At 65.7% G+C, this 23,475-nt stretch carries 25 protein-coding genes and 1 pseudogene; 7 read left to right on the forward strand and 19 right to left on the reverse strand.

Annotation, left to right across the window (positions count from 1 at the left end):
* The first annotated feature begins 151 nt into the window (after window positions 1-151).
* Both KI794_RS13985 and KI794_RS13990 read left to right on the forward strand, forming a co-directional pair.
* Window positions 152-1,507, forward strand: a complete 1,356-nt coding sequence (locus KI794_RS13985; RefSeq protein WP_255808450.1) for a sigma-70 family RNA polymerase sigma factor — start codon at window positions 152-154, stop codon at window positions 1,505-1,507.
* Window positions 1,504-1,800, forward strand: coding sequence for a hypothetical protein (locus KI794_RS13990; protein WP_255808451.1), 297 nt, complete (start codon window positions 1,504-1,506; stop codon window positions 1,798-1,800). The genes KI794_RS13985 and KI794_RS13990 overlap by 4 nt, the downstream gene beginning before the upstream one ends.
* Window positions 1,801-1,909: 109 nt before the next feature.
* Here the strand turns inward: KI794_RS13990 and KI794_RS13995 are convergent, their stop codons facing one another.
* Genes KI794_RS13995 through sdhC form a run of 4 tightly spaced genes read right to left on the reverse strand, consistent with a single transcriptional unit; the run spans window position 1,910 to window position 5,439 of the window.
* Complete coding sequence (locus KI794_RS13995; protein ID WP_119282767.1) at window positions 1,910-2,677, reverse strand: succinate dehydrogenase iron-sulfur subunit; 768 nt, start codon at window positions 2,675-2,677, stop codon at window positions 1,910-1,912.
* Window positions 2,678-2,680: 3 nt separating this feature from the next.
* A complete protein-coding gene (gene sdhA / locus KI794_RS14000; RefSeq protein WP_119282766.1) occupies window positions 2,681-4,513 on the reverse strand; it encodes a succinate dehydrogenase flavoprotein subunit in 1,833 nt (610 codons plus the stop codon).
* 46 nt (window positions 4,514-4,559) lie between these two features.
* A complete protein-coding gene (locus tag KI794_RS14005) occupies window positions 4,560-5,003 on the reverse strand; it encodes a succinate dehydrogenase hydrophobic membrane anchor subunit (RefSeq protein WP_119282765.1) in 444 nt (147 codons plus the stop codon).
* Window positions 5,004-5,022: 19 nt separating this feature from the next.
* Complete coding sequence (gene sdhC / locus KI794_RS14010) at window positions 5,023-5,439, reverse strand: succinate dehydrogenase, cytochrome b556 subunit (RefSeq protein WP_119282764.1); 417 nt, start codon at window positions 5,437-5,439, stop codon at window positions 5,023-5,025.
* Window positions 5,440-5,625: 186 nt separating this feature from the next.
* On the opposite strand from sdhC, the gene KI794_RS14015 reads away from it, so the two are divergent.
* Window positions 5,626-6,747, forward strand: coding sequence for a mannose-1-phosphate guanylyltransferase (locus KI794_RS14015; RefSeq protein ID WP_119282763.1), 1,122 nt, complete (start codon window positions 5,626-5,628; stop codon window positions 6,745-6,747).
* A gap of 327 nt (window positions 6,748-7,074) precedes the next feature.
* The gene (gene aspS / locus KI794_RS14020) at window positions 7,075-8,418 is read left to right on the forward strand and encodes an aspartate--tRNA(Asn) ligase (RefSeq protein ID WP_255808452.1); all 1,344 of its coding nucleotides are present in this window, start codon (window positions 7,075-7,077) and stop codon (window positions 8,416-8,418) included.
* Between the two features lie 43 nt (window positions 8,419-8,461).
* Here aspS and KI794_RS14025 read toward each other — a convergent pair whose 3' ends face one another.
* From KI794_RS14025 to KI794_RS14055, 7 genes are read right to left on the reverse strand one after another with little or no spacing between them, the layout of a single operon-like run.
* Window positions 8,462-8,998: a hypothetical protein gene (locus KI794_RS14025; RefSeq protein WP_255808453.1), complete on the reverse strand. Its 537-nt coding sequence runs from the start codon at window positions 8,996-8,998 to the stop codon at window positions 8,462-8,464.
* On the reverse strand, window positions 8,995-10,233 hold the full coding sequence (locus KI794_RS14030; RefSeq protein ID WP_255808454.1) for a signal peptidase I: 1,239 nt from the start codon (window positions 10,231-10,233) through the stop codon (window positions 8,995-8,997). Before KI794_RS14030 ends, KI794_RS14025 begins: the two co-directional genes overlap by 4 nt.
* A gap of 46 nt (window positions 10,234-10,279) precedes the next feature.
* Complete coding sequence (locus tag KI794_RS14035; protein ID WP_119282759.1) at window positions 10,280-10,924, reverse strand: SipW-dependent-type signal peptide-containing protein; 645 nt, start codon at window positions 10,922-10,924, stop codon at window positions 10,280-10,282.
* 5 nt (window positions 10,925-10,929) lie between these two features.
* Window positions 10,930-11,181 (reverse strand): hypothetical protein, encoded by a 252-nt coding sequence (locus KI794_RS14040; RefSeq protein WP_255808455.1) that lies wholly within the window; start codon window positions 11,179-11,181, stop codon window positions 10,930-10,932.
* Window positions 11,156-11,539, reverse strand: a complete 384-nt coding sequence (locus KI794_RS14045) for a SipW-dependent-type signal peptide-containing protein (RefSeq protein ID WP_255808456.1) — start codon at window positions 11,537-11,539, stop codon at window positions 11,156-11,158. The genes KI794_RS14040 and KI794_RS14045 overlap by 26 nt, the downstream gene beginning before the upstream one ends.
* Before the next feature lie 60 nt (window positions 11,540-11,599).
* Window positions 11,600-12,343 (reverse strand): class I SAM-dependent methyltransferase, encoded by a 744-nt coding sequence (locus KI794_RS14050; protein WP_119282757.1) that lies wholly within the window; start codon window positions 12,341-12,343, stop codon window positions 11,600-11,602.
* A complete protein-coding gene (locus tag KI794_RS14055; RefSeq protein ID WP_255808457.1) occupies window positions 12,340-13,323 on the reverse strand; it encodes an NAD(P)/FAD-dependent oxidoreductase in 984 nt (327 codons plus the stop codon). The genes KI794_RS14050 and KI794_RS14055 overlap by 4 nt, the downstream gene beginning before the upstream one ends.
* A gap of 87 nt (window positions 13,324-13,410) precedes the next feature.
* Here KI794_RS14055 and KI794_RS14060 point away from each other — a divergent pair, with 87 nt between their 5' ends.
* Together KI794_RS14060 and KI794_RS14065 are read left to right on the forward strand one after the other, a co-directional pair.
* A complete protein-coding gene (locus KI794_RS14060) occupies window positions 13,411-14,010 on the forward strand; it encodes a helix-turn-helix domain-containing protein (RefSeq protein WP_255808458.1) in 600 nt (199 codons plus the stop codon).
* The gene (locus KI794_RS14065) at window positions 13,994-15,154 is read left to right on the forward strand and encodes an FAD-dependent oxidoreductase (protein ID WP_255808459.1); all 1,161 of its coding nucleotides are present in this window, start codon (window positions 13,994-13,996) and stop codon (window positions 15,152-15,154) included. Before KI794_RS14060 ends, KI794_RS14065 begins: the two co-directional genes overlap by 17 nt.
* On the opposite strand, the gene KI794_RS14070 is transcribed toward KI794_RS14065, so the two are convergent.
* Complete coding sequence (locus tag KI794_RS14070; RefSeq protein ID WP_255808460.1) at window positions 15,096-15,302, reverse strand: helix-turn-helix domain-containing protein; 207 nt, start codon at window positions 15,300-15,302, stop codon at window positions 15,096-15,098. The two genes, KI794_RS14065 and KI794_RS14070, sit on opposite strands and share 59 nt — an antisense overlap.
* Before the next feature lie 46 nt (window positions 15,303-15,348).
* On the opposite strand from KI794_RS14070, the pseudogene KI794_RS14075 reads away from it, so the two are divergent.
* Window positions 15,349-15,579 (forward strand): annotated as a pseudogene (locus tag KI794_RS14075) (VOC family protein); the annotation flags it as partial.
* Window positions 15,580-15,637: 58 nt separating this feature from the next.
* Here the strand turns inward: KI794_RS14075 and KI794_RS14080 are convergent.
* The 7 genes from KI794_RS14080 to KI794_RS14110 all read right to left on the reverse strand — a co-directional run bounded on the left by KI794_RS14080 (window position 15,638) and on the right by KI794_RS14110 (window position 23,474).
* A complete protein-coding gene (locus KI794_RS14080) occupies window positions 15,638-16,246 on the reverse strand; it encodes a hypothetical protein (protein WP_255808461.1) in 609 nt (202 codons plus the stop codon).
* A gap of 135 nt (window positions 16,247-16,381) precedes the next feature.
* Window positions 16,382-16,981 (reverse strand): hypothetical protein, encoded by a 600-nt coding sequence (locus KI794_RS14085; RefSeq protein WP_255808462.1) that lies wholly within the window; start codon window positions 16,979-16,981, stop codon window positions 16,382-16,384.
* Window positions 16,982-17,121: 140 nt separating this feature from the next.
* Window positions 17,122-19,059, reverse strand: a complete 1,938-nt coding sequence (locus KI794_RS14090) for an alpha/beta hydrolase (RefSeq protein WP_255808463.1) — start codon at window positions 19,057-19,059, stop codon at window positions 17,122-17,124.
* 243 nt (window positions 19,060-19,302) lie between these two features.
* Window positions 19,303-20,658: a GntP family permease gene (locus KI794_RS14095; protein ID WP_119282749.1), complete on the reverse strand. Its 1,356-nt coding sequence runs from the start codon at window positions 20,656-20,658 to the stop codon at window positions 19,303-19,305.
* Window positions 20,659-20,717: 59 nt separating this feature from the next.
* Window positions 20,718-21,887, reverse strand: coding sequence for a glycerate kinase (locus tag KI794_RS14100; RefSeq protein ID WP_255808464.1), 1,170 nt, complete (start codon window positions 21,885-21,887; stop codon window positions 20,718-20,720).
* Between the two features lie 114 nt (window positions 21,888-22,001).
* Window positions 22,002-23,168, reverse strand: a complete 1,167-nt coding sequence (locus tag KI794_RS14105) for a CdaR family transcriptional regulator (RefSeq protein WP_255808465.1) — start codon at window positions 23,166-23,168, stop codon at window positions 22,002-22,004.
* A 3-nt stretch (window positions 23,169-23,171) separates the two neighbouring features.
* Window positions 23,172-23,474, reverse strand: a complete 303-nt coding sequence (locus KI794_RS14110; RefSeq protein ID WP_255808466.1) for a Dabb family protein — start codon at window positions 23,472-23,474, stop codon at window positions 23,172-23,174.
* Window position 23,475 lies beyond the last annotated feature (1 nt).

The following is a 23,475-nucleotide window of genomic DNA, read 5'->3' on the forward strand; positions in this document are numbered from 1 at the left end:
ATTAATAAATTTGCGGCGTCTCAACTCGCACATTCCCAGCCGCGTCAGGGATACTGTCAGCGGGGATTCACTCGCGCCTTCGGTTTTGGGAGATCGGATGCGCGGCACTCACGCGCGTGAGCGTGTTACGGGTGCGTAAAAGGGGGACTACTTGCGCAAGGAAGCACTCCGGCAGCGCGACGCGATGTCGGATGAGGAATTACTCGGTGTGTGCCGAGCAGGGGATGCCGAGGCGTTTGCCGCGCTCTGGGAACGGCACAGGAAAGCCGGCCTCACGGCGGCGCGCAACATCGCTCCCACGCTTGATCCCGAGGACCTCGTGTCGGATTCATACCTGCGCATCTTCGAGCTCGTGCGCGCAGGCCGCGGGCCAACCGGGGCCTTCAGGCCGTACCTGTATCAAGTCATCAGGTCAGCAGCAGCTGATCGCTTCAGGTCCGGCGAGCAGACGGGCGTCGAACTACCCGACATTCCCGATCTGCACGAGGCTGCCCCGTGGGAAGACAATGCCTTTGACCTGAACGCTGTCTCTGAGGCGTTCGCCACGCTCGGGCCGCGGTGGCAGGCAGTGCTCTGGTACACGGAGGTCGAGGGGATGCCTCCCCGTGAGGCGGCAAAACTGCTCGGCCTCTCAGCGAACAGCACCTCGGTGCTCGCGGGCCGCGCACGCGACGCACTGAAGTCGGCCTGGGTCGAAGCGCACGTGAACCGGGAGATCGCCGAGGGCGCGTGCAGGTTCACGCTCGAGCACTTGCAGCGGTTCCAGCGGGACAAGCTCACCGCGGGGCTCACGAGGCAAGTCGCGGCGCACCTCGACGACTGCGAGTCTTGCTCGCGGGCCGCGGGTGAGTATTCGACGCTGAACCGCCAGCTCGGCCTCGTGCTCGCATGGGTGAGTCTCGGCGGTGCCGGTACAGCGGCGCTCGCGAGCCAGCTTGACCTTGCAGGCAAGCTGGGTGCCGGTGGCGCGGGCATGTCAGGAGCTGCCTTTGGCCAGGGTGGCGGAGCAGGCGGCGCAGCAGGCGGAACCGGGCCTGCGGCATTCGCCTCGAGCCTCGGCAGCGTCGTCGGGTCGATCGGAGTTCCCGCGGCCGTGGGCGGCGCGACTCTGCTCACCGTGGCCGCAGTCGGCGTTGGCGTCGCCGCGTTTGCGCTTCCGAACGTGCTGAGTGCTGCGCCTGAGGCGACGCCACAGTCCGAGGTCAACCCTGTCGGCACGGCCTCAGAGCCAGGAGGCTCAAGCCATACGGGCGGCGCTGCGAGCTCCGGTTCAAAGCCCAAAACTACCCCCCCCCCCAAGCGGCGTCCGAGCCCGGAGCCGCGCGAATCGACGAGCTTTCGAACGGGCAAGCAGTGGAGCCACTCGCCGACGCGTCACCTGCTGAGACTAGCCTTGCTGAGAATCCTGCGCCGGCCCTCCCGCCAGCGCCTCAGCCCGACCCTGCGGCTCCCTCGACCCCAAGCAAGCCGCCAGTCACGCTGCCACCGACTCCAAAGCCACCAGTGACGGTTCCGCCAGAGGTCGACCCACCCGAAGTCGACCCACCCGAAGTCGACCCACCAGAAGTCGACCCACCCGAGGTCGACCCACCAGAAGTCGACCCGCCCGAGGTGGACCCTCCAGAGGTGGACCCACCCGAAGTCGACCCACCCGAGACTGGCCCGCCCGTCACTGAGTGCCCTGCGGGCTGGTGGCACCCCTGCAACTGGCCGCCGATCTCATGGCCGCCGCATTCGAAGCCGGCAATCGAGGTGTCGACGCTGCCAGCTGCGCCACACGACTCGACGTCGGCCAGCTGAGCCGCCCGCGTTTCGCCGGCGCTCCACGGTGCCGCCACTGGCACCAACGCAAAACGTCCCTCCTGCCAGAAGGCAGGGAGGGACGTTTTGCGTTGGCCGGAGCCGGGAGCTAGACAGTCACGCCGGTGCGGATCGCGGCCTTGACCTCGGCGATTGCCTTGGTGACCTGAATGCCGCGGGGGCATGCCTCGGAACAGTTGAAGGTGGTGCGGCAGCGCCACACGCCTTCCTTGTCGTTGAGGATGTCGAGACGGACCTGCGCGTTGTCGTCGCGCGAGTCGAAGATGAAGCGGTGCGCATTCACGATCGCCGCGGGGCCGAAGTACTGGCCGTCGGTCCAGAAGACAGGGCACGACGTGGTGCACGCTGCGCACAGAATGCACTTCGTGGTGTCGTCGAAGCGCTCGCGCGAAGCGATGTCCTGGATACGCTCCTTGCCGGGCTCGGCGGCAGTGTTCGCAACGAGGAACGGCTGCACCTCACGGAACGACGCGAAGAAGGGCTCCATGTCAACGATGAGGTCCTTCTCGAGGGGCAGGCCCTTGATCGCCTCGACGTAGATGGGCTTCGTGACGTCGAGATCCTTCACGAGCGTCTTGCAGGCGAGGCGGTTGCGGCCGTTGATGCGCATCGCATCCGAGCCGCAGATGCCGTGCGCGCAGGATCGACGGAACGACAGGGTTCCGTCCATGTCCCACTTGATCTTATGGAGCGCATCGAGGATACGGTCCGTCGGATACATCTCGACGTCGAAGTCTTCCCAGTAGGCGTCGCGGCCCGATTCAGGGTCAAAGCGGCGGATCAGGAGCGTAACGTTGAACGGCTTGATTTCTTCCACGGCGTTCTGGCCGGGTGCCTCAGTCGTGACAGCACTCATGGTTTAGTACTTCCTCTCCAGCGGCGGGTAACGCAACTCGCCCTGCTCGTCCTTCACCACGGTGACCGGCTTCCAATCCAGGCGGATGTGGTCCTCGGGGTTCGCCGAATGCGGGTCGCCCGTGAGGTAGGCCATCGTGTGCTTCATGTAGTTCTCGTCATCGCGGTCCGGATAGTCGTCGCGCATGTGTCCGCCACGGCTCTCCTTACGGTTACGTGCCGTGTAAGTGAGCACCTCTGCGAGGTCGAGAAGGAACCCGAGCTCGATCGCCTCAAGGAGGTCGGTGTTGTACCGCATGCCGCGATCCTGCACGCCGACGTTCTTGTAGCGCTCGCGCAGATCGTGAATCACGCCGAGCACCTCGGTGAGCGAATCCTCGGTGCGGAACACCTGGGCGCCACGGTCCATGGCTTCCTGCAGTTCACGCCGGATGTCTGAGACCCGCTCGGTACCGGTTCCGGTGCGGAAGCCCTCGACGAGCTCGCGGATCTCCTTCGCGGGATCAGCAGGCAGGTCGACAAACGGCGCGGTCTGAGCGTAGTCGGCGGCCGCGTTACCCGAACGCTTGCCGAACACGTTGATGTCGAGCAGCGAGTTCGTGCCGAGACGGTTCGAGCCGTGCACCGAAACGCAGGCGCACTCGCCGGCCGCGTAGAGGCCCGGAACAACCGTGTCGTTGTCCATCAGTACCTCTGCATCGACGTTCGTCGGAATGCCGCCCATTGCGTAGTGCGCCGTCGGGAAGACCGGAACCGGCTCGACGACGGGGTCCACGCCGAGGTAGGTGCGTGCGAACTCCGTGATGTCCGGGAGCTTCGTCTCGAGCACCTCTGCGCCCAGGTGGGTGCAGTCGAGGTAAACGTAGTCCTTGTTCGGGCCGGCGCCGCGGCCGTCAAGCACCTCCTGCACCATCGAGCGGGCGACGATGTCACGCGGAGCGAGATCCTTAATCGTCGGCGCGTAACGCTCCATGAAGCGCTCGCCGCTCGCGTTACGCAGGATCGCGCCCTCACCGCGCGCACCCTCTGTGAGGAGAATGCCGAGGCCAGCGAGGCCGGTCGGGTGGAACTGGTAGAACTCCATGTCCTCGAGCGGCAGACCCTTGCGCCAGATGATGCCAACGCCGTCACCCGTCAGAGTGTGCGCGTTCGACGTGGTCTTGAAGATCTTGCCGAAGCCGCCTGTCGCAAACACGATCGACTTCGCCTGGAACACGTGCAGCTGGCCGGTCGCGAGCTCGTAGGCCACGACACCTGCGGGCTTGCGATCCTTGCCCTCGCCCGTCATGACCAGGTCGAGCACGTAGAACTCGTTGTAGAAGTTGATGCCGAGCTTCACGCAGTTCTGGAACAGCGTCTGGAGAATCATGTGGCCGGTGCGGTCTGCCGCGTAGCACGCACGGCGCACAGCAGCCTTGCCGTGATCGCGGGTGTGCCCGCCGAAGCGGCGCTGGTCGATCTTGCCGTCAGCCGTACGGTTGAAGGGCAGACCCATGTTCTCGAGGTCGATGACCGCGTCGATCGCTTCCTTCGCGAGGATCTCAGCCGCGTCCTGGTCAACGAGGTAGTCGCCGCCCTTGACGGTGTCAAAGGTGTGCCACTCCCAGTTGTCTTCCTCAACGTTTGCGAGCGCTGCAGCCATGCCGCCCTGGGCTGCGCCGGTGTGCGAACGCGTCGGGTAGAGCTTCGAGATGACCGCGGTCTTCGCCTTCGGCCCCGCCTCGATCGCCGCTCGCATGCCCGCGCCGCCAGCCCCGACGATTACTACGTCGAACTGGTGGTAGGTCACGCCGTCCTTCACGGTGACGTCTTCGCCCTCATGAGTGTTCGTGGTCACTGGATTCCTAACTTTTCCGAATTCTGTACGTCTCGCTGCGGGCCGATTACTGGGCCGAGCAGAAGGAGGCTACGAGCGCGGGATCAGCCCCGGCCGGGCACGGATCGAAGGTGAAGATCACAAGCGTGCCGAGGAGGATGAGGAGTGCAGCCGACAGCCACACGAGCGTACGGAGCACCTTATTCAGGCGCGGGCGGACAACGTAGTCGTTGACGATCGTCCGCATGCCGTTCGCGCCGTGAATGAGTGCCAGCCACAGAAGCAGCAGGTCCCAGACCTTCCAGAACGGGTTCGCGAGCTTGCCGCCGACGAAGCCGAAATCGATTGCGCTGATGCCGTCGCCGATCATCAGGTTCGAGAACAGGTGTCCGAATACGAGCACGACGAGCAGAACGCCCGACACGCGCATGTAGATCCAGCCCCACTTTTCCCAGTTGGTGTTCTTCTTCGCCGGGGTCTTCGCGCGGGGCGCGTCAATTGTCATAGCCATGATTATTCTCCGCCCTCGCTTAGTGGCTGAACACGTTCATCAGGTGGCGCGGCAGGAAGCCGGCCATCGTTACGGCCCACATTGCAATGACTACCCAGAACATCACCTTGTGGTACTTGGCGCCCTTGCTCCAGTAGTCAACGAGGATGATGCGCAGGCCGTTGAACGCGTGGAACACGATCGCTGCGACGAGCACCGACTCTCCAAGCCCCATGATGGGTGTCTTGTACGCGCTCATGACGGCGTTGTATGCCTCCGGGCTGACACGAATGAGCGCCGTGTCGAGCACATGCACAAGCAGGAAGAAGAAGATCGCAACACCGGTGATGCGGTGCAAGACCCAGGACCACATGCCCTCGTTGCCGCGGTAGAGCGTACCGCCGCGTTGGGTTTTCTTCTTGGCCGCTGGAGCGGCTTCAGCGGGTAGGGCTGACACGAGCTTCCTCCTTGGTCGTCACGCTGCAAAGTCCAGATTCTTTGAGGAAGCGCCCGATATGCGGGCACGCCACATTGCTGAGAATTCTCTGCGACTTCCATTATGGCACTCTCTCGGGGTGTCTCGAACACCTCGGCGCGCGTCGGCGATACACGATCCCCTATGTGCGGTGATTAGGCTGGCTTCATGACCTCTCCAAACCCCGCGCTCGACAGGCTCACCTGCGTCATCCCCGCAGGCGGAGTTGGTTCGCGCCTGTGGCCCCTCTCCCGCGCGAACGCGCCAAAGTTTCTGCTCGACCTCACCGGTGCGGGCGACTCGCTGCTGTCCGCGACGTGGTCTCGCCTGACGCCCCTCGCGCCCTCCGAGCGCATCATGGTTGTCACCGGAAACGCGCATCGCGAATCTGTACTCGCGCAATTGCCAGACATCCTCCCCGAGAACCTCGTCACCGAAAGCGAGCCGAAGGACTCGTCGGCCGCAATCGGTCTCGCGGCCGCGATCCTTGAGCTGCGCGATCCCGACGCGATCCTGGGTTCGTTCGCAGCTGACCACGTGATTCGCGGTGACGTGCTGTTCCGTCGGGCGGTCGCGACCGCGGTTCGCGCGGCCGACCAGGGTTACATCGCCACGATCGGCATCCACCCGACGCACGCGGCGACTGGCTTCGGCTACATCTCGTGCGGCGAGGCCCGTACTGACCTTTCGCCGTTTGACCTGTACGACGTCACCGAGTTCGTCGAGAAGCCCGACGCAGCAACGGCCGAGGGCTACCTCAAAGCCGGCGGCTACCTGTGGAACGCGGGCATGTTCATCGCGAAAGCGTCTGTGCTGCTCGAACAGATGGCCCTCTCCGAGCCCGAGCTCGTCGACGCGCTGCGCGAGATCGCAGCGTCGTGGGGCAAAAAGCGCGGCGCGGAGGTGCGCGAACGCCTGTGGCCGACACTGCCGAAGATCGCCATTGACTACTCGGTCGCCGAACCGGCCGCCGCTGCCGGCAAGATGGTCTGCGTCGCCGCCCACTTTGAGTGGGACGACGTCGGCGACTTCGCCTCGGTCGCGAACCTGCTCACGCGCGGCAGGCCCTCCGACCTCGCCGTGCTCGGCGACGGCGCGCAGGTACTCTCTGACGCTTCGAGCGGAATCGTCGTCTCGGAGAGCGACCGTCTGGTCGCTCTCGTCGGAATGGAGGACGTCGTCGTCGTCGATACCGCGGACGTGCTCCTCGTCACGACGAAGGATCGCGCGCAAGACGTGAAACGCCTTGTCGAGCGGATGAAGGTCTCGGGGGGCGGCCACCTGCTCTAGGGCAGGCCCCCTGCCCTCCTTTTCTCGCTCCTGCCCGTACCTTTACGCCCTACCCCTACCTCTGCCCCTCCCCCCCCCTCCCCTTCTCCCAACCTCCACCTTCACCCCGACCCAACCCCCGCGCCACAGAGACTTTTCCTCGCAGAATGACCCGATTCCATCGGTAAGAAAGGGATGCTTTTGCAGGGTTGGGGCTGTTCCGCGGCCGACGGACGGGTGGAGCCGGGCCGGCCGGATGACGCCGGGCCGGGCCGACGCCATTGGCACGCGGAACCCCTGCAGAACGGTGCACACTGCACGCCTCCGCCGACCGAGTAGACTGTCGGGGTGACTGAGCGTGTATTGATTAAGGACCTGGCCGCACGCGTTGACGGCCCCGTACGCGTATCCGGCTGGGTTGAGAAGGTACGCGACCAGCGGTACGTGCAGTTTGTCGTGCTCCGCGACGAGTCGGGCGCAGTGCAGCTCGTCAACGGCGGCGTGCTTCGTGAGCCCGACCCCGAGAACCCGCGCTCCGACATCCTGGTGCCCCGCACGGCGACGATCTCCGAGCTCACACACGGCACCTTCGTGACCGTCGAGGGCGAGCTGCAGCACAACGAGCGTGTGAAGCTTGGCGGCGTCGAGATTCAGATCGAGACCATTGAGGTCGTCACCAAGGCACTCCCCGACAACCCTGTCGCAGACGACTCGAACATCGACGTGCGCCTCGACTGGCGCTTCCTCGACCTCCGCCGCCCCGAGCAGAACCTCGTGTTCCGCGTGCAGACAACCTTCTTGCACGCGCTGCGAAACGTCTGGGTTGAGCGCGGTTTCATCGAGATTCAGACCCCGAAGCTCATGGCATCGGCGTCGGAGTCACGCGCAGAACTCTTCGAGGTCGAGTACTTCGAGGGCAAGGCGTTCCTCGCGCAGAGCCCCCAGTTCTTCAAGCAGATGGCGCAGGCCGCTGGCTTCGGGGGCATCTTCGAGGTCGGCCCGGCGTTCCGCGCCGACCACTCGTTCACCTCGCGCCACGCGACCGAGTTCACTTCAATCGACACCGAGCTCAGCTGGATCGACTCCCACGAGGATGTCATGGAGATCCACGAGGAGCTCATTGTCGCGGGTCTTACCGCGGTGAAGGAGAAGCACGGCGAGGAGATCCAGAAGCTCTTCAATGTTGACCTGCAGGTTCCGGCTCGCCCCTTCCCCCGCATTCCCCTCGCTGAGGCGAAGGAGATCGTGAAGGCCCGCGGCTACGAGATCCCCCGCGCCGACGCCGATATGGACCCCGAAGGCGAGCGACAGATCGCCGCACACGTGAAGGAAGCCTTCGGGTCAGACTTCGTGTTCGTCACCGACTACGACGTCTCGATCCGCCCGTTCTACCACATGCGCAACGAAGAGAACCCCGAGCTCACCAAGAGCTACGACCTCATCTACCGCGGCACCGAGATCTCGACAGGCGCGCAGCGCGAGCACCGCATCGAGGTGCTCGAAGCGCAGGCGCGCGACAAGGGGATGGACCCAGCCGAGCTCAGCTTCTACCTCGACTTCTTCCGCTACGGCATGCCGTCGCACGGCGGGTTCGGCATGGGCCTGAACCGTGTGCTGATGCTCATGCTCGAGCAGCCCTCGATCCGCGAGACGACGTACCTGTTCCGCGGACCGAACCGCCTGCTTCCGTAGTAGATACAGCAGCAGTAACACCACTGAGTGAGGCCCCCAGGCGCTATGCGCTGGGGGCCTCACTCAGTGTGCAGGTCGGGTTCGCGCCAGCGAGTCCCATCGTCGCGGTGGCAACGAGCCACGAGGATCGCCACCCACCCGGACCAATGAACCGTACGGCAACGGTGGAGCTGCCACCAAGCAGGCCGCCAAGGAGCCCGCCGCTCGCGACTGTGGAGTATGCACTTGGCGTCCCCGTGGTCGACACGTTGCCGAGAAGAGCTGCGGTGAGTGGAAGCAAGAGCCCACCCGTCGAGTAGCCAAACTCAGCCTGCGCGAGGGTGTATCCGGTTGCTGTGGCGGGAGCCCTCCAGTTGACGGTGACCGTCGGTGACAGCCCGAGCAGGCCCGGCGTAGTGACGCAGGCGGCCGTACTGACTGGCGCGGGAACCGTGAGTGCGGTGAACACCCCTCGCGCAGCCTCTGCATCCGCCCAGGCGGCATCGGTGTCGCGCGCACCCGGGGCAAGTCCGACGAGCAGCACGAGCGGCAGCGCCGCTGCAAGCGCCCGCCGGCGCCCCCTCCGAGCTAGCGGGCTCACGACTCTCCCCTTCGTTCTCTGAATGCCGTCACGCCCGACGCTGTCGCGGCGGCGGCGAGACCAATCGCGACCGCCCCGCCTGCGAGGAGCCACGCCGGCTGGACCCCGCCGGTTGCCGGCAGCGCCGCGATAGGCCCCGGCTCCGCTGTCACGACCTCGCTGCCGCCGGCAGCGCGCAGGGTGAGTGTGACTGTCCCCGCGGCGACCTGCGGCACTGTTGCTGAGATCAGGTACCACCGCTCGCTGTCATTCGGGAGCACCGTCACGAGGCGCGGTGCCGCAACGATGTCGATCGTGCCGTCGCCGGAGACTTGCGTCTCAGCGCCCGGGCACTCGCCTGCCAGCCACTCAGTGTCGCACTCGCGGACGTCAAGCCGAAGCCCCAACGAGGCCGCCCCGGCGGCTTCGAGGGTGACCGATACTTCACCGGGCTCGGGCGAGTGTACCCGCACCCCCACTTGCCACAGCACCGGCACTGTCGGCCGCATCGTTCGCATCGCGACAGGATCGCCGATCGAGGTCAGCGTGATGTTTTTCCCCGCCGAAACGGCCCGCACCATGGTCTCGCCACGTTCATGGTCCGGCCCTGCTCCGAGCGCGGGGGCAGCACCGAGCGGCCCGGCCGCGCCTCCGAGAGCGAGCGCTGCGGTGAGGATGGCGAGGCTCGCCACCGGAGCGGCGTGCCGCGGGCCCGAACGCTCGTCGTCACGCTCGGTGGCCGAGGCGCCACTCCCCCGCTGATCCCGCCCTTTCGGCCAGAAGGCCCACGTGACGAGTGTCGCGGTTGCGACAGTCAGGATCCCGAGGACCATGGGGTTCGAGAACCAGACGATCAGCCGCGCGAGGTGCGGGACCGAGAACACGACGAGGCGTGCGGAGTCAATTGTGTACGGCGCAGGATCATCCGCCTCGTTCGCGTCGCCTCGCATGGTGATCGTCCGCGTTGGGCCGTCCCCCACGATACTCGTCACCCTGTGTGTCACGGGTAGCTGGCCCGGGCGATCAACAGTGATCACATCTCCCACCCTGATATCGGTCGCCGGGATCTCGCGGACGAGCGCGGCGGAGCCTGCCGGGATCGTGGGCGACATCGACCCTGTCTTGAACATGATGATCGAGACGTTCATGAGCGCCCCGAGCAAGACGAGCAGCACACAGAGCGCCCCGCCAAGCGCCGCGACGTTCAGCAGCGCGTTAGCTGCGATGGCGCGGACGCGCCGCCCGTCTCTCGTCATCCTGTGCCTGCCCCTTTCCGCCTGCCGGCGCTCCCCGCCTCGTCGGCTAACTCGACGAGGTTCCCGTGAATGTCCAGGTCGCGGTCGCGGTCAGTCCTTGGGCCGCGTTGGGGGTGCCGTCCGGCAGAGTCACCGCGAAGCAGTAGGTCACCGGTGAGCCCCCGGCGGCTGCAAGCGGCTGCGTGGTGCCCGATGCTGTCGACAGTGCGCTGTCGGAGGCCACGACGACCGTCCCGGCTGCGTATGTGGTCGACGTGCACTGGCTCCCAGCGGGAATGGTTCGCACCCCGTACCTCAGGTACGCCCCGAGCCCGGTGCCGGCGACCGTCGCGCCGCCGAGGGCAACGCTGCCTGGCACCGTGGTGTCGGTGGTCGTTCGCACGACGAATCGTGCGAACGTTGTCGTGCCAGGCGACATCGCGGTCGGCGAGATCGCGAACGAGAGCGCCGCGGGCGCAGATGCCGGATGGTCGGCGAACGCCGTCGCATCAGTGGACCCCTGGATCCCGAACTTGCTTGCGGCAAAGGTGCCTTGGGCGGTCTCAGTGTCGGTCCAGGCAGCAAGCGTCATGCTCCCGCCTATCCCCAGTACGAGCGCGCCCGCGAGGAGCGCGCGCACCTTGGTGAACGTTCCGGTCGTGTCTGGTCGACGTCCTCTCCGATGCGACCGCGGGCCGTCTCGCAGAGCCATGATCGCTAGAGTGTCGCGCCAGACTCAGCGCTGAACGTCCAGGTGATCGACCCGTCCGCGCCCTGTGCAAGGGTGTCGTCCGCGACTACTCGGAAGCAGAGGAACGCAGGTGCGGCAAGCGACGTGAGCTCGAACGTGGCCCCGTTGGCGTTGGTGCCTGCCCCGAAGGCTGCAGCGTCACAGGTCGTGCTCGTCGTGTACACGTAGCTCGCGGTGGTGCCCGGGATCGCGTCACTCACGTCCTGCGCGACTGTCACTTCGGCTTCGTAAGTCGATCCAGGCGAGAGGCGCACCGCGTAGCCGGCGTAGACCTGCGAGCCTGGCGCGAGGTTGTCTGCCCCCCACGGCAAAGCTCAACTGCGCGGGATCCCCAGAGGTCGGATTGTCGCTAAACACCGACCCGTCCTTCGACCCCTCGATGCCAAACGTGCCCGTCCCGAAGACGCCACGCACCCACTCGTTGTCGGTCCACGCGGCGAGCGTAACTGCCGCGCCGACGCCAAGCACGAGCCCACCCGCAAGAAGCGCGCGGGCCTTGGTCCAGCCGCGCCGCGACCGGATAGAAACTTCATTGTTGGTAGCAACCATGAGCAATACCCCCTTTGTATCAATCACCCAGCCATCCCCATGATGGATTGGCCACATGCTACGTCAATCCATCGGATTTCAACAGGTTCAGTCTGATGCTTCTCCGGTCAGACGCCGCGCGACAGTCACGATGTCGGTGGCAGCTACGCGCTCACCGCGGCTTGTCACTCCATCCCGAGCCCAAGATTCATTCACGACAACGTCCCAGTCAGTCGGGTCGAGCGCGAGGCCCGCAAGCTCGCTGGCGGGCGTTGGGAACGAGTCAGGGGCATGGTGGCAGTGGCCCGAGTCTTCGCCCGCTGCGGCTGCCGGCGGTGCCCCATGGGAGATCACAACGAGGTAGCCGCCTGGCACCACATGACGCGTTGCGGCGCGCAAGACATCAGTGCGGGGCAAGCGCACGGGCGACTGCAGAAAGCTTGCGGTGACGAGCTCGTACGCGTCACTGGCGCCAGCCGCGAATGTCTGCTCAGCCCATTCCGAGAGGTCGGTCACGAAAAAGTGTGGGCGCAGACCGCGAGCCTGTGCCTCGTCCTTGGCGCGCGCGACGGCCGTCGGAGACAGGTCAAGACCGGATGCGTCCCATCCTCGCTCAGCAAGCCAAAGTACGTCACCACCCTCCCCGCAGCCAAGGTCAAGGGAGCGAGGTTGCCAGCCTGCATCCCGCCCCCGAGGCCCGTCGTCGACGCAAGCCAGTGCCGATCCTGATGGGTCGACGTGCTCCGTGACAACTGCGGCGAGCGCGGCGTTCACGCTCCCCGACCAGACCCTCTCCACTCCGCCGTAGCGCTGCTCCCAGAACGCCGCGGGATCCTGCTCGTGCCCGCTCATGCGCGACCCGCTTCCGAGGCGGCGACTGCGTCGGAAAAGTCCTCTTCGACAAGCGCAAAGTTCACGGCTCCACCGGCCCCCGCCCCGGCCCCCATAGCCATCGGGACAGTCGCCATCGGTGCGACGACGTTTCCGGCCGCCCAGATGCGCGGGTGGCTTGTGCGGCCCATTGGGTCGACTGTGAGAAAGCTGCCGAATGGCGACTCCGCGCGGTCGAGTTCCAGCCCCGAGAGGAAGTCATCGTGTGCCTGCAGGCGACTCGCCGTAAAAATTGCGTCGATGCTGTGCGAGGCGCCGCCCGTTGTCGTCACGAGCATCTCGGCTGCGGCGCCCGAGGTCACGCTTGCCACAGGATCAGGCTCGACGCGTATTCCCCGTGCACGAAGCGCACGCTCGTCGGCGGCGTCAAGCTCGCCCAGCTCTGCACCGAACACGGTGACGTCGTCGCTCCACTGCCTGATGAGCTTCGCCTGGTGCATCGAGGCCGGAGAGGTCGCGAGCACCCCGAGACGGGCGCCGCGAACCTCCCAACCGTGGCAGTAGGGGCAATGCAGGACCGTGCGCCCCCAGCGCTCGGCGAGGCCAGGAATGCCCGGGAGCCTGTCGGTCACGCCCGTCGCCACCACAAGAGCGCGGGCGGTGAGTGCAGTGGCTCGGGGTGCGAGGTCACCATCGGCGCTTCCCCCGTCCGCTGATGTCGTAACGGCAAGCCTGTCCCCCGAGTCCCGCACTGTCGCGACGCGCGCCGCGAGAAACTCGACCCCGTACGTGCGTGCCTCACGGCGGCCGCGCTCGAGGAGTTCCAGCGGTGGGGTGCCGTCGAGCCCAAGGACGTTGTGCATGTGAGACGCGAACCGGTTGCGCGGCTGACCGGCGTCGATCACGAGGGTACGTCGAATCGAGCGTCCGAGAGCCTGCGCGGCGCTCAACCCGGCGGCGCCTGCGCCAATAACGATTGCGTCGAAGTCTGTGGTTTCCATACGTTCATGGTTCAGGATCGCATGCGATAATGGCAATTGGCATTGCGGTATTGGCAAGAAGTGGCACGCTGGACCCGGGAGGCACGCATGGACGAACTCACACAGCTCGGCCCGCGCCTGCGCGCTGCGCGCCAGCGCCGCGGCATGACGCTGGAGAACCTCGCCGGTCGTGCAGGCATGTCGGTGTCGACCCTGTCACGCCTCGAGTCAGGTAAACGCCAGGCCAGTCTCGAGCTGCTCCTTCCGTTGACAAGGCAGCTCGGCATCCGGGTCGACGACCTACTCGCGCCGCCCACCCGCGACCCGCGAGTTCACCGCACCCCGGTCACACGGGGCGGGATGACGATAGCCCCACTCACCAGGGCTGAGTCAGACGTTCGCGCATTCAAAATCACATACAGGCCAGACGCGCCGGTGCGAGAGCCTCAGGTTCACGACGGACACGAGTGGCTCTACGTGCTCTCGGGCAAACTCAGTCTTGAGCTTGGAGAACAGCACCTCACGCTCGAGCCTGGTGAGGCCGCCGAGTTCGACACCACTGTGCCGCACCGGATGCGAGCGGCGGGCGCACACCCTGTCGAGGTCATCAGCATCTTCAACGCCGCCGGCGAACGGGTCCACGTGCACTCACCGGCGAGCGCGCAACAGTCGGGCGAGATACGCTCGGAGCATGGGCACACAGACTGACCACATCATTGTCGGCGGCGGCATCATGGGGCTTTCGGCCGCCTGGCAGTTGGCCGAGCGCGGGGCGCGCGTCCACCTCATCGAGCAGTTCGACCCGCACCACGCGCGCGGCGCCTCGCACGGCTCGACGCGCAACATCAACAATGCGTATCACGAGGAGTTCTACCTCGACCTGTTCGACGAGGCGTTCGCGCTCTGGCGCGAGCTCGAAGCTGGTGTGTCATTTCCCCTCCTTGGCCTCCACGGCCTCGTTACGCAGGGCGACGAGACTGTCGTGCTTGCTGCGCACGATGCACTCGTCGCTCGCGGCGCCGACGTCGCTCTCCTCACGCCTGCCGAGGCTAGCGAGCACTGGGCTGGCATGCGATTCGCTGGGCCGGTCCTGCTCAGCCGACAGGCCGGAATCGGTTACGCTGCCCGGGCCCTCGACGCCCTCGAAGCGGCCGCGGTAAGCGCCGGAGTGACGATCGAGCGGCATGCGAGGGTGCGCGGCATCGACCCATCGACAGAACGCGTGCGCATCGAGGTCGAGGGAGCTGACGGCGCCGTACGAACAGTCGATGCCGAAGGCGCGATCGTTGCCGCCGGCGCGTGGTCCAAGCCACTGCTCGCGGGCCTCGTCGAGCTCCCGGAGCTCACCGTCACCGAGGAGCACCCGGCGCACTTCACCCCGCGCGACCCTGCCGTGCTGTGGCCATCGTTCAACCACATGTTCACCCCCGCGGAGCTCGATGTGCGGGGAGGCAACGTCTACGGCATGCCGAGCCCTGGCGAGGGCGTCAAGGTAGGCCTGCACGCGGTCGGCCACGTCGTCGATCCGGATCAGCGCACCTTCGCCGCAACGCCCGAAGTGCGTGCGGCGGTGCGCGAGCACGTCGCCGAGTGGTTCCCTGGGCTCGACCCCGACACCGGCGTCGAGATCAGCTGCACCTATACATCGACGCCGTCGGGGCGCTTCGTGCTCGACCGCGTCGGGCGCCTCACCGTCGCCGCCGGCTTCTCCGGCCACGGCTACAAGTTTGCCCCCGCGATCGGGCGGATCCTCGCGGACTCCGCTACCGGTGTCGCGCTCCCTCCGGAGGAGTTCAGGCTCCCCGCGCACGGGACCGGTACTCCCGAGGGGTCATCCCCAGAACAGCCTTGAAGTCGCGCGTGAAGTGTGCGTGATCGGCGTAGCCAGTCGCCGCGGCGATCTCGGCGATGCTTGCCGCACCGCCTGTGGCTGCGTCCTTGCCCGAACCGCCCCCGCGTAAGCACTCGGCAGCCTCCTGCAGCCGCCGCCGCTGAATCATTGAATGCAGCGAGAGCCCAAACGACCGCGCCGCGATCCGTTGCAGCTGCTACTCCCTCGGGCTCTACGTCAGCGATGCAGACGCCGTCGTTGCCCGAGCGCTCGCGGCCGGGGCAACGCTACACGAACCGCTCGCAAACTTCGTGTCTGGCGACCGCTTCGCAAGCATTCGCGACCCGTTTGGCGTGCGGTGGTCAGTCATGACCCGTATCGAAGACCTCTCAGAAGAAGAAAGCGCGGCGCGGGTGCGCGAATGGAGCAAGAGTTTCGGGGCATAGGCCTCGCGGCGAGGCTGCACGACCAAGGCCGGGCTGGTGCACACATGCATGGTCAAGTCTAACGAGCTTCGACGCTTTGCCCCCAGAGCTTAGGGCTATCCCATTTGGGGAACTCGACATACACGCCAGGCACAGACTCCTCACCCGGCGGGAAGAACGAATCCCGTGGTATTCGATGCCTGATGTCACTCGAAAGCTCATGACGGTCTGCCCAGAAGAGGCCACTCAGCACCTTGAGGTTGTACTGCCCGTTGTCCTGCACCTGATATACCAAGCTGAAGCCGTCATCAGTCACCCCACGGGCCTCAAACCGGTGTACGCCCAACCCAGTCCGGTTCTCCACATCGACAAGCTCGGCATCCCACCCCTTCGACTCGAAATACGCGACCATCGGCTCAGCGTCCTCACGGGCACCTTCCGCGCCCTCCGGCTCGATCCAACGACCAAGATCAATAAAGTAGGTGTTTCGGCTATCAGCACCAGGAAGCGGAATATCAGCACGCGGCCCTCCCCATGGGCCACCGGCGCCACCTGTGTGCCACCCCCAAACTCCGTCACTGACCTGCAACTGCGCCTCGGTCAAGAGCACGCGCGCACGCTCGTACCGCGCACCATACAAATCAAACCGCTGCTCGGCCGACAACCCAGCCACCTCAGCCCGAGTCATCCCCGACGAATCCTGAACACCCCAACTCGCCAGCCCCGACGAACACCCGACAAGACTCAGCGCCAACAGAGCCACCAGCGCTCCTGGGCGACAACCGCGGCGGGTAGCAGGAGAAGACATAGATTGAGTCACGGTCTACTTTTCATGCTCTTCCAGCTTCGGGTCACTCCACTTGGGAAACTCGACATACACGCCAGGGACCGACTCATCGTCTGGCGGGAAGAACGAATCCAGAGGTATCCGGTGGTTGATCTCTATGAGGAGCTCATGACGGTCCGCCCAGAAGAGGCCACTCATCACCGACAAGTTGTACTGCCCGTTGTCCTGCACCTGATACACCACGTTGAAGCCATCCTGAGTCACCGCACGAGCCTCAAACCTGTGAGGGCCGAGCCCGGTCTGGCTCTCAATATCGGCAAGCTCGGCATCCCACCCCTTCGACTCGAAATACGCGACCATCGGCTCAGCATCCTCACGAGCACCAACCGCCCCCTCCGGATGAATCGTGCGCGTCAAATCAATGTAATACGTGTTCCGGCTATCAGAACCCGGGAACGGGTATGCAGCATGAGGACCGCCCCGCGGTCCGCCAACACCGCCAGTCAGCCACCGCCACGGTCCAGGGGACAGCTGCAACTGTGCCTCGGTCAACAACTCGCGCGCACGCTCGTACCGCACACCATACAAATCAAACCGCTCCTCAGCAGACAACCCAGCCGCCTCAGCCCGAGTCATCCCTGACGAATCCTGAACACCCATACTCACCACTCCACCAATCCCTTCCGAACACCCAACCACGCCCAGCGCGAGGCCGGCAGCCGCCAGCGCAATCGAGAGCCGCGCGAACGCTCGCTTTAAGCCTGTCGTGTTTCGCATCACTTCTCCATCGTTCCGGCGAGCACAGCGCCACTCTCGCTGAGCGCGGTGGAGCCTACTGAGAGGTACCCAACCGTCCCGCTTAGGTTCAACGGACTCCACGAGTCCTCCTCAACGTACAGATTGTGCATCGTCGTGGCCTTAAGCGGAATGCCCCCTGGCCCCTCCGAGGCCTCCGCGCTGAGCGTGTCGAAGCCTGCGATATCGCCAGGGTCCAGGCCCTTCCCCCCGCCCTTGCCCATCCACGCGAGGTTGTCTCCCGAGGCGTGCACCGCGTACTTCTGAGTGGCGTTGATCTGGCCAGCCGTCGTGCCGTCAGCGACCCCGGCGGAGCCGAGCGTGACGAGCGCACCGACCTCAAAACTCGTCTGCTTCAGCGCCTGCACGGCGACAGTGGAGCCGTAGGAGTGGGCGAAGACCGCGAGCTGCTCGGGAGGGTTGCCATACTCGCCCCGGCTCGCGCTGATGCCGTTGAGGAACGAGGCGAGCTCCCTGGCGCCCGAATCGGCGTGACCGAGGTCTCGCACCTGGCCGACTGTTTTCGGAGAGCGATACCCGATCCAGTTCACCACGGCGAATGAGGCCGTGTCACTTTTGCGGAATGCATCCTCGTACAGCGCCTGGGCGGCCTTGTTGCCGTTGAACATGTCGCCGACGTCGGAGCCCATGCCCGAGGCGAGCACGCCGACGTTTGAAGCCACGTCGAGGTTGCCGAGAGAGATTCCCGCGACAAGTGCGCCGTCGTGGCTGCCCAGGCCGACCAACTGCACAACGGGATGACCGGGAGCGCCCTTGGCATCCTCATCAGCCTCACCCAGCGCGTCATTGATCGCTTTGAGCTGGCTGACGAACTCACTGTATGACACGTTCGCGAAGCCATCCGCCGCGCCGTTAAGCGAGGGGTGGCGGGAGTTCGCCGTACGCAACGGGTCGGTGAACCCCATCAGTTCGTAGGCGATCTTCCGGTTCTCGAGGGCGTACTCCAAGAACTCCCGCGAAGCGGCGTCTTGCGCCCAGGCAGGCAGCCCGCTCAGACTCGCAAGCGCGAGGAGCGCTTCGGGCGGCAGCAACCGCACGTCGGCTGGAGAAAGTCCGAGCGAGTTCCAGTACTCGGCCGCTTCTGCTGGCGAGAGCGCGCCGTCGAGCAGTTGCTTGAAGCGTGCACTCTCTGCGACGTCAAGCGCTGTCGCGCGTGCGAGAAGGTCGAGCCGCGCGTCGCTCAGGCTGCCCCCGCCCGCGCGCGCGAACTGGTCAGCGATACGGCCGATCCAGGTGGCGTCTGCGGTATTCTCGCTCACCATCCTCGGAAACCCGGAAACGAAAGACATCGTTCCGAACCGCAACCACGAACACGATGCGACGAAGCTGGCCCAGGCGTTCTGAACGGCCACGACGTGCTGTTCAAGGCGGGCGTCAAGCGAGCGCGAGCGGGAGACGAACGCGCGGAGTCGCGATGGATCAGCCGAGCTTCGCCCGCCGCGCCCGCCCCGACGAGCTGACCGGTCTCGCACCCCGGGCGCAAATGCCCCAGAGATCTCGGGAGGCGCGATCGCATACTCGGAAGGCTTGGGGTCGAGGGCCGCGGCGCTGTCGTAAGCCGCCCCGGTCGGGTCCGCCGCTCGTTCTGCCTGGCGCTGATCCTCACGGGCCTGCCATTCGGCGGTCTCCTGAAGCCGACGTCGCTCGTTCTCGGCACGACGCTTCGCTTCCCGAATCGCCAAAGTGAGATCCTCAAGCACACCAGCCAGTCGCAGCCTGTCTTCCAACTCCGCCGTTCGCGTCAACGCGAAAGCCTTCGAGTAGGCGCCCGCGAAGTTCACCATCGCAATTTCGGCCGCGGTGCTTCGCTCACCAGACTGGCCCCTAAGTGTGGATTCAGCACTGGTCAGCGCGTGAATCACGGCATCGGCCGCGGCATCATTGAACTCGATATTCAAGTCGCACGCTCCATATTCCCCGATCTACCGACATTTTCGACTCGACAGTATCCTCATTCCAGACATTCGATGCGTTTGTGTGTCAGTAATCAGCGCCAGTTTCCTACAGGCGTCAATAATAGCAACAAACAGAACAACTATTCGATTCTGTCCACAGGCGCACTGCAATGACGAAGCCCGGGCCCGCAGGCAGCAACGTGTGATCTGCCTGCGGGCCCGGGCTGAGCGCTCGGGGAAGGTGGACTACAGCATGATGAGGCTGATCACCCAGACCGCAACGAACGCGGAGACGCCCTGAATGAGCGTCGCCGGCGTCAGCGTGCGGTACGCGGTTGCGGTCGGGATTCGGCTGAACTGCGACACCACCCAGAAGTACGAGTCGTTTGCGTGCGAGACAACCATCGCACCCGCGCCGATCGCGAGTACCGAGAGCACGGCACCGATGTCGCTGCCGAGCCCGAGCGCTGGCAGCAGCGGCAGCATCATCGCAGACGTTGTCACCATCGCGACTGTCGACGATCCCTGCGCGGTCTTCAACGCCGCAGACACGATGAACGGCACCGCAATGCCGATGCCGAGCGTCGCGAGGTTGTCGGCGAGGAACGTGGTGATGCTGCTCTTGCCGAGCACGCCACCAAAGGCAGCGCCGGCCGCGGTGATCATAAGGATCGGTGCCGAGATCGTGATGCCGTCAGCGATCTGCGCGTTGAAGCGTTCGAGCTTGCCGTTGCCTCGCAGCAGGAAGATCGCGGCGATGAGTCCGAGCGCGAGCGCCACGACGGGGGTTCCGACGAAGTTCAGTGTGGCCGCGAAGCCGCCCTCGCCAAACGGGAGCCCGGGAAGCTTCGCGATCGACGCGAGGCAGATAAGCAGGATAGGAATCAGGATCGGCAGGAACGCGACAAAGCCGTTCGGGAGCTTGCCGTACGCGGCCCTGAGGTCCTCGTAGCTTTCCTCAACCTCGCCCTCGGCGAGCGGCAGCAGTTCAACGTCGCGCTTCAGGAAGGTGTTCGCGTAGAAGAGCGCCGCAAGGGCGGACACGGCGGCAACGATGAGGCCGAGGCCGATGAGCAGGCCGAGGTGAGAGTCGACTTCGAGGTTCGCGGCGGCAGCAAGCGGGCCGGGCGTCGGCGGCACGAGGGTGTGCGTTGCGTAGAGACCGGTCATCAGCGCGATCGACATCGCGACGAGCGATACCCCTGTTCGCTTCGCGATCGCTTTGCGCAGCGAGTTCAGGATCACGAACCCCGAGTCGCAGAACACCGGGATCGAGACGATGTACCCGATGACCGACATCGTGAGCGTCGGGAAGCGTGTTCCGATGAGCTTAATGAGCGCGTCAGCCATCGCGATCGCCGCACCCGAGCGTTCGAGGATCACACCGATCATCGTGCCGAAGAGGATCACGAGGCCGATGTTGCCAAGGGTCTTCCCGAACGACTCGGTGATTGTCGGAATGATCTCTTCAACCGGGAGTCCGAAGGCGAATGCCCCGATGAAGGCGGCGCCGAGCAGCGCGAGGAACGGGGATATCTTGAACTTGGCCGTGACCAGCACGATACTGGCGACGAGCACCAGGAGCACGATGAGATCGAGCACGGTTTCTCTCTTTCTTGAATGACGACTGTGTCAGTGTGTTGAGCCGCCCGACGGCTGTGTCAGGCGGTGGTCTCCTGCGAGATCGCGAGCGCGACAACATTCGCTGACGTCTCTGAGATCCGGGGCTCAGCGGCTGCGACGAGGTCGGCGAGACCAGTCGGGCCTGCGGCGATCGAGAACGCGGCGGTGATGCCCGCGGCCCGGCTCTCGGCTGCGGTGAGCGCGACAGAGCCGGCGATCACGACGAGCGGCACACCGGCGGGCCGGGTGCGCGCGACAAGGTCGACGACCTTGCCGTTCACCGACTGGGCGTCAAGTTGCCCTTCGCCAGTGAGCACGAGGGTCGCCCGCGCAAGAAGTTCGGGGAGCCCGATCGCTTCGGACACCAGGTCAGCCCCGGCAACCGTCTCCGCGCCGAGAAGCGCGACCGCGGTGAGGGCGATGCCGCCCGCTGCGCCGAAGCCTGGCCTATTTGTGTAATTCTCCGCTGGCAGGTCGTTGCGTTCTGCAAGCACGGTCGCGAGCCTCGCAAGCCCGGCATCGATCACGTCGATGTCCCCGGTGCTCGCGCCCTTCTGCGGGCCAAAGACCGCGGCGGCCCCGTCGGGCCCGCAGAGCGGAAATCCGACATCGACAGCAATCTTCCACGTCGCAGCCTGGGCCCGCGGGTCGAGCCCCGTCGCGTCGACCGCTGCGATCGAGCTGAGTCCCGCCGCGCCCGGCTTCACGTCGTTGCCACCGGCGTCGAGAAACCGGACGCCGAGCGCCCGCAGGATGCCGGTGCCCCCCTCGCTCGTCGCCGAGCCGCCAACCGAGAGCAGGATCTCGGTCACTCCGTGATCGAGCGCGTCGAGCACGAGCTGCCCGACGCCGAACGTGTCGGCCTCGAGTGGTCGAAGCGCCTCGTCGCTCACCCACGGCAAGCCGTTCGCCTCTGCCGCCTCGATGATCGCTGTCGCGCCGTCCGCACTCACGCCGTAGCGTGCCGTGCGCGGCCGGCCGAGCGCGTCGAGCACACGCGCATCGCGCGCTTCGACCCCCCACGCTGCGAGCAGGCCGTCGAGTGTGCCTTCCCCGCCATCTGCGAGCGGAATCTCGATGTACTCTGCCGCGTCGCCAAGCACCTCGCGAGCCCCCGCGATCATCGCGCGCGCTGCCGCATCGGCGGTGCAGCTGCCCTTGAACGAGTCGGGGGCTGCAACAATCACTGGGCGTTCTTTGCCTGGCATGCGTTTCAGCCTAGGAGCGCCGAGGGCTCCCGAACAGGTGCATAGCGCACCAATGATTACCTAAAGTGCGCACGCGACTGGTGCACTATGCACCACTTCGCGTGGGGTAGTGAGTCAGCGCGTGCGTGCGCTCGTCTCCCCAGCGGCCCGCTGAGCGGCGAGCGCAAGTGCGAGCACTGCCGCCTGCTCTGGAACTCGCACGTCAAAGCCGGTCCGCTCGGTGACAGTCAGAAGGTGACGCCGAACTGTGTTGCGGTGGGTATACCCAGAGCGCGAGAGTTCCGCAGCGGTCCCTGTCGCGAGGTAGGCCCCAAGCGTTTCGCGCTCGCCCGCGCTCAGATCCTGCAGCAAGCCGACAAGACTTTCTGTAAGCGTCGCCGGCAGCTGTGCTGCCGCGAGGTGCAGCAGGTGAGAGCTCGCAGCGCGCACGCCTGGCTTCAGCCACGTCGTGCGCTGAGCTGAGAGAGCGGCAAGCTGGTTTGCCTCGACCGCAAGTTTGGTCTCGCTGTGACACACACTGCCGTAGACAACGGCGGCCCCAGGCAGGAGCGCGCTGACTCGCTCGGCGAGCGCAGCGCCCGCCCCTGAACCCGCGGCGCTCCGACCATCGGTGGCGCGCTCGACACCACTCGCCAGCACCCACAGCACGCCACGTAGCGCGCCAACGACAACGTACGGCCCGAGGGCCCCGCGCAGTCGCGCGACCCTCGCCGAGTCGAATACCGCGGCGCCCGGCACTCCGCCGACTGCCGCGGCTGGAACCATGCCCGCGACAAGCACCCACGGGCCAGCCAGCGCAGGCGCGCGCTGACCGAGCGAGCCGATCGCGTCGAGCGGCCGCGAACCGTACACGAGCCGCGCGAGCACGTCGCGGTCGGCTGCATCTCGACGAGACTCCCCGGCGAGCTCAGATTCACGCTCAAACAAGAGCGCGATGGTGAGCACGAGCACAGGAGCCAGCGACTGCACCTTTTCGGGGGTGCCAGTGACGCCAACAACCCCGATCACCGTGCCGCGGTATTCGAGCGGAAGGTTCACTCCCGGCCGCTCACCCGACCGCACCGTCTCGGCGTACACGCTGACGGCCACGTTCGTTGCCGCGGCCTCCCGGGCGCCGGGATGCATCGTTCCCACACGCGTCGCATCACTTGAGGCGATGATGAACCCTTGGGCATCCATGAGGTTCAGATTCTCTTGAATAGCCGGCGCGAGCTCGTCAACGATCCGCTGCGCGAGCGCCGAGCTCAGGTGAATCTGCTGCGGCCGCGGCTCCGCGCTCATGAGTTAGACCTCGAAGTCGACCCCGGCACGACCTGCAGCGCGCTCCTTGACAAGAGCGACGACGGCGAGGTGGTCGGGATGGGTCGCGTACACGTCGAGTGCGGCCAGATCCTCGTGGTCGCTGGCAAGCACGAGGTCCCAGTTCGCGTCAGCGTTGTAGGCGTTGAGGTGCACCTCGAGCGACAGAATGCCTGGCACGGTCTGTGGCAGCGGGCGGAGCGCCTCAGCGATCTCCGCAGCCTGGCGCGCCCGGTCTTCCTGGGTCTCGCCATTCATTTTCCAGCTCACAATGTGGCGTACAGTCACG

The sequence above is a fragment of the Leucobacter aridicollis genome (assembly GCF_024399335.1).
GTDB lineage: Bacteria > Actinomycetota > Actinomycetes > Actinomycetales > Microbacteriaceae > Leucobacter > Leucobacter aridicollis_A.

What these genes read in the sequence shown, in the direction of transcription:
- KI794_RS13995 (WP_119282767.1), bottom strand. Translation starts at nt 2,677, where the DNA reads ATGAGTGCTGTCACGACTGAGGCACCCGGCCAGAACGCCGTGGAAGAA.
- KI794_RS14005 (WP_119282765.1), bottom strand. Translation starts at nt 5,003, where the DNA reads ATGGCTATGACAATTGACGCGCCCCGCGCGAAGACCCCGGCGAAGAAG.
- KI794_RS14015 (WP_119282763.1), top strand. Translation starts at nt 5,626, where the DNA reads ATGACCTCTCCAAACCCCGCGCTCGACAGGCTCACCTGCGTCATCCCC.
- KI794_RS14030 (WP_255808454.1), bottom strand. Translation starts at nt 10,233, where the DNA reads ATGACGAGAGACGGGCGGCGCGTCCGCGCCATCGCAGCTAACGCGCTG.
- KI794_RS14035 (WP_119282759.1), bottom strand. Translation starts at nt 10,924, where the DNA reads ATGGCTCTGCGAGACGGCCCGCGGTCGCATCGGAGAGGACGTCGACCA.
- KI794_RS14050 (WP_119282757.1), bottom strand. Translation starts at nt 12,343, where the DNA reads ATGAGCGGGCACGAGCAGGATCCCGCGGCGTTCTGGGAGCAGCGCTAC.
- KI794_RS14055 (WP_255808457.1), bottom strand. Translation starts at nt 13,323, where the DNA reads ATGGAAACCACAGACTTCGACGCAATCGTTATTGGCGCAGGCGCCGCC.
- KI794_RS14060 (WP_255808458.1), top strand. Translation starts at nt 13,411, where the DNA reads ATGGACGAACTCACACAGCTCGGCCCGCGCCTGCGCGCTGCGCGCCAG.
- KI794_RS14065 (WP_255808459.1), top strand. Translation starts at nt 13,994, where the DNA reads ATGGGCACACAGACTGACCACATCATTGTCGGCGGCGGCATCATGGGG.
- KI794_RS14070 (WP_255808460.1), bottom strand. Translation starts at nt 15,302, where the DNA reads ATGATTCAGCGGCGGCGGCTGCAGGAGGCTGCCGAGTGCTTACGCGGG.
- KI794_RS14080 (WP_255808461.1), bottom strand. Translation starts at nt 16,246, where the DNA reads ATGACTCGGGCTGAGGTGGCTGGGTTGTCGGCCGAGCAGCGGTTTGAT.
- KI794_RS14085 (WP_255808462.1), bottom strand. Translation starts at nt 16,981, where the DNA reads ATGACTCGGGCTGAGGCGGCTGGGTTGTCTGCTGAGGAGCGGTTTGAT.
- KI794_RS14100 (WP_255808464.1), bottom strand. Translation starts at nt 21,887, where the DNA reads ATGCCAGGCAAAGAACGCCCAGTGATTGTTGCAGCCCCCGACTCGTTC.
- KI794_RS14105 (WP_255808465.1), bottom strand. Translation starts at nt 23,168, where the DNA reads ATGAGCGCGGAGCCGCGGCCGCAGCAGATTCACCTGAGCTCGGCGCTC.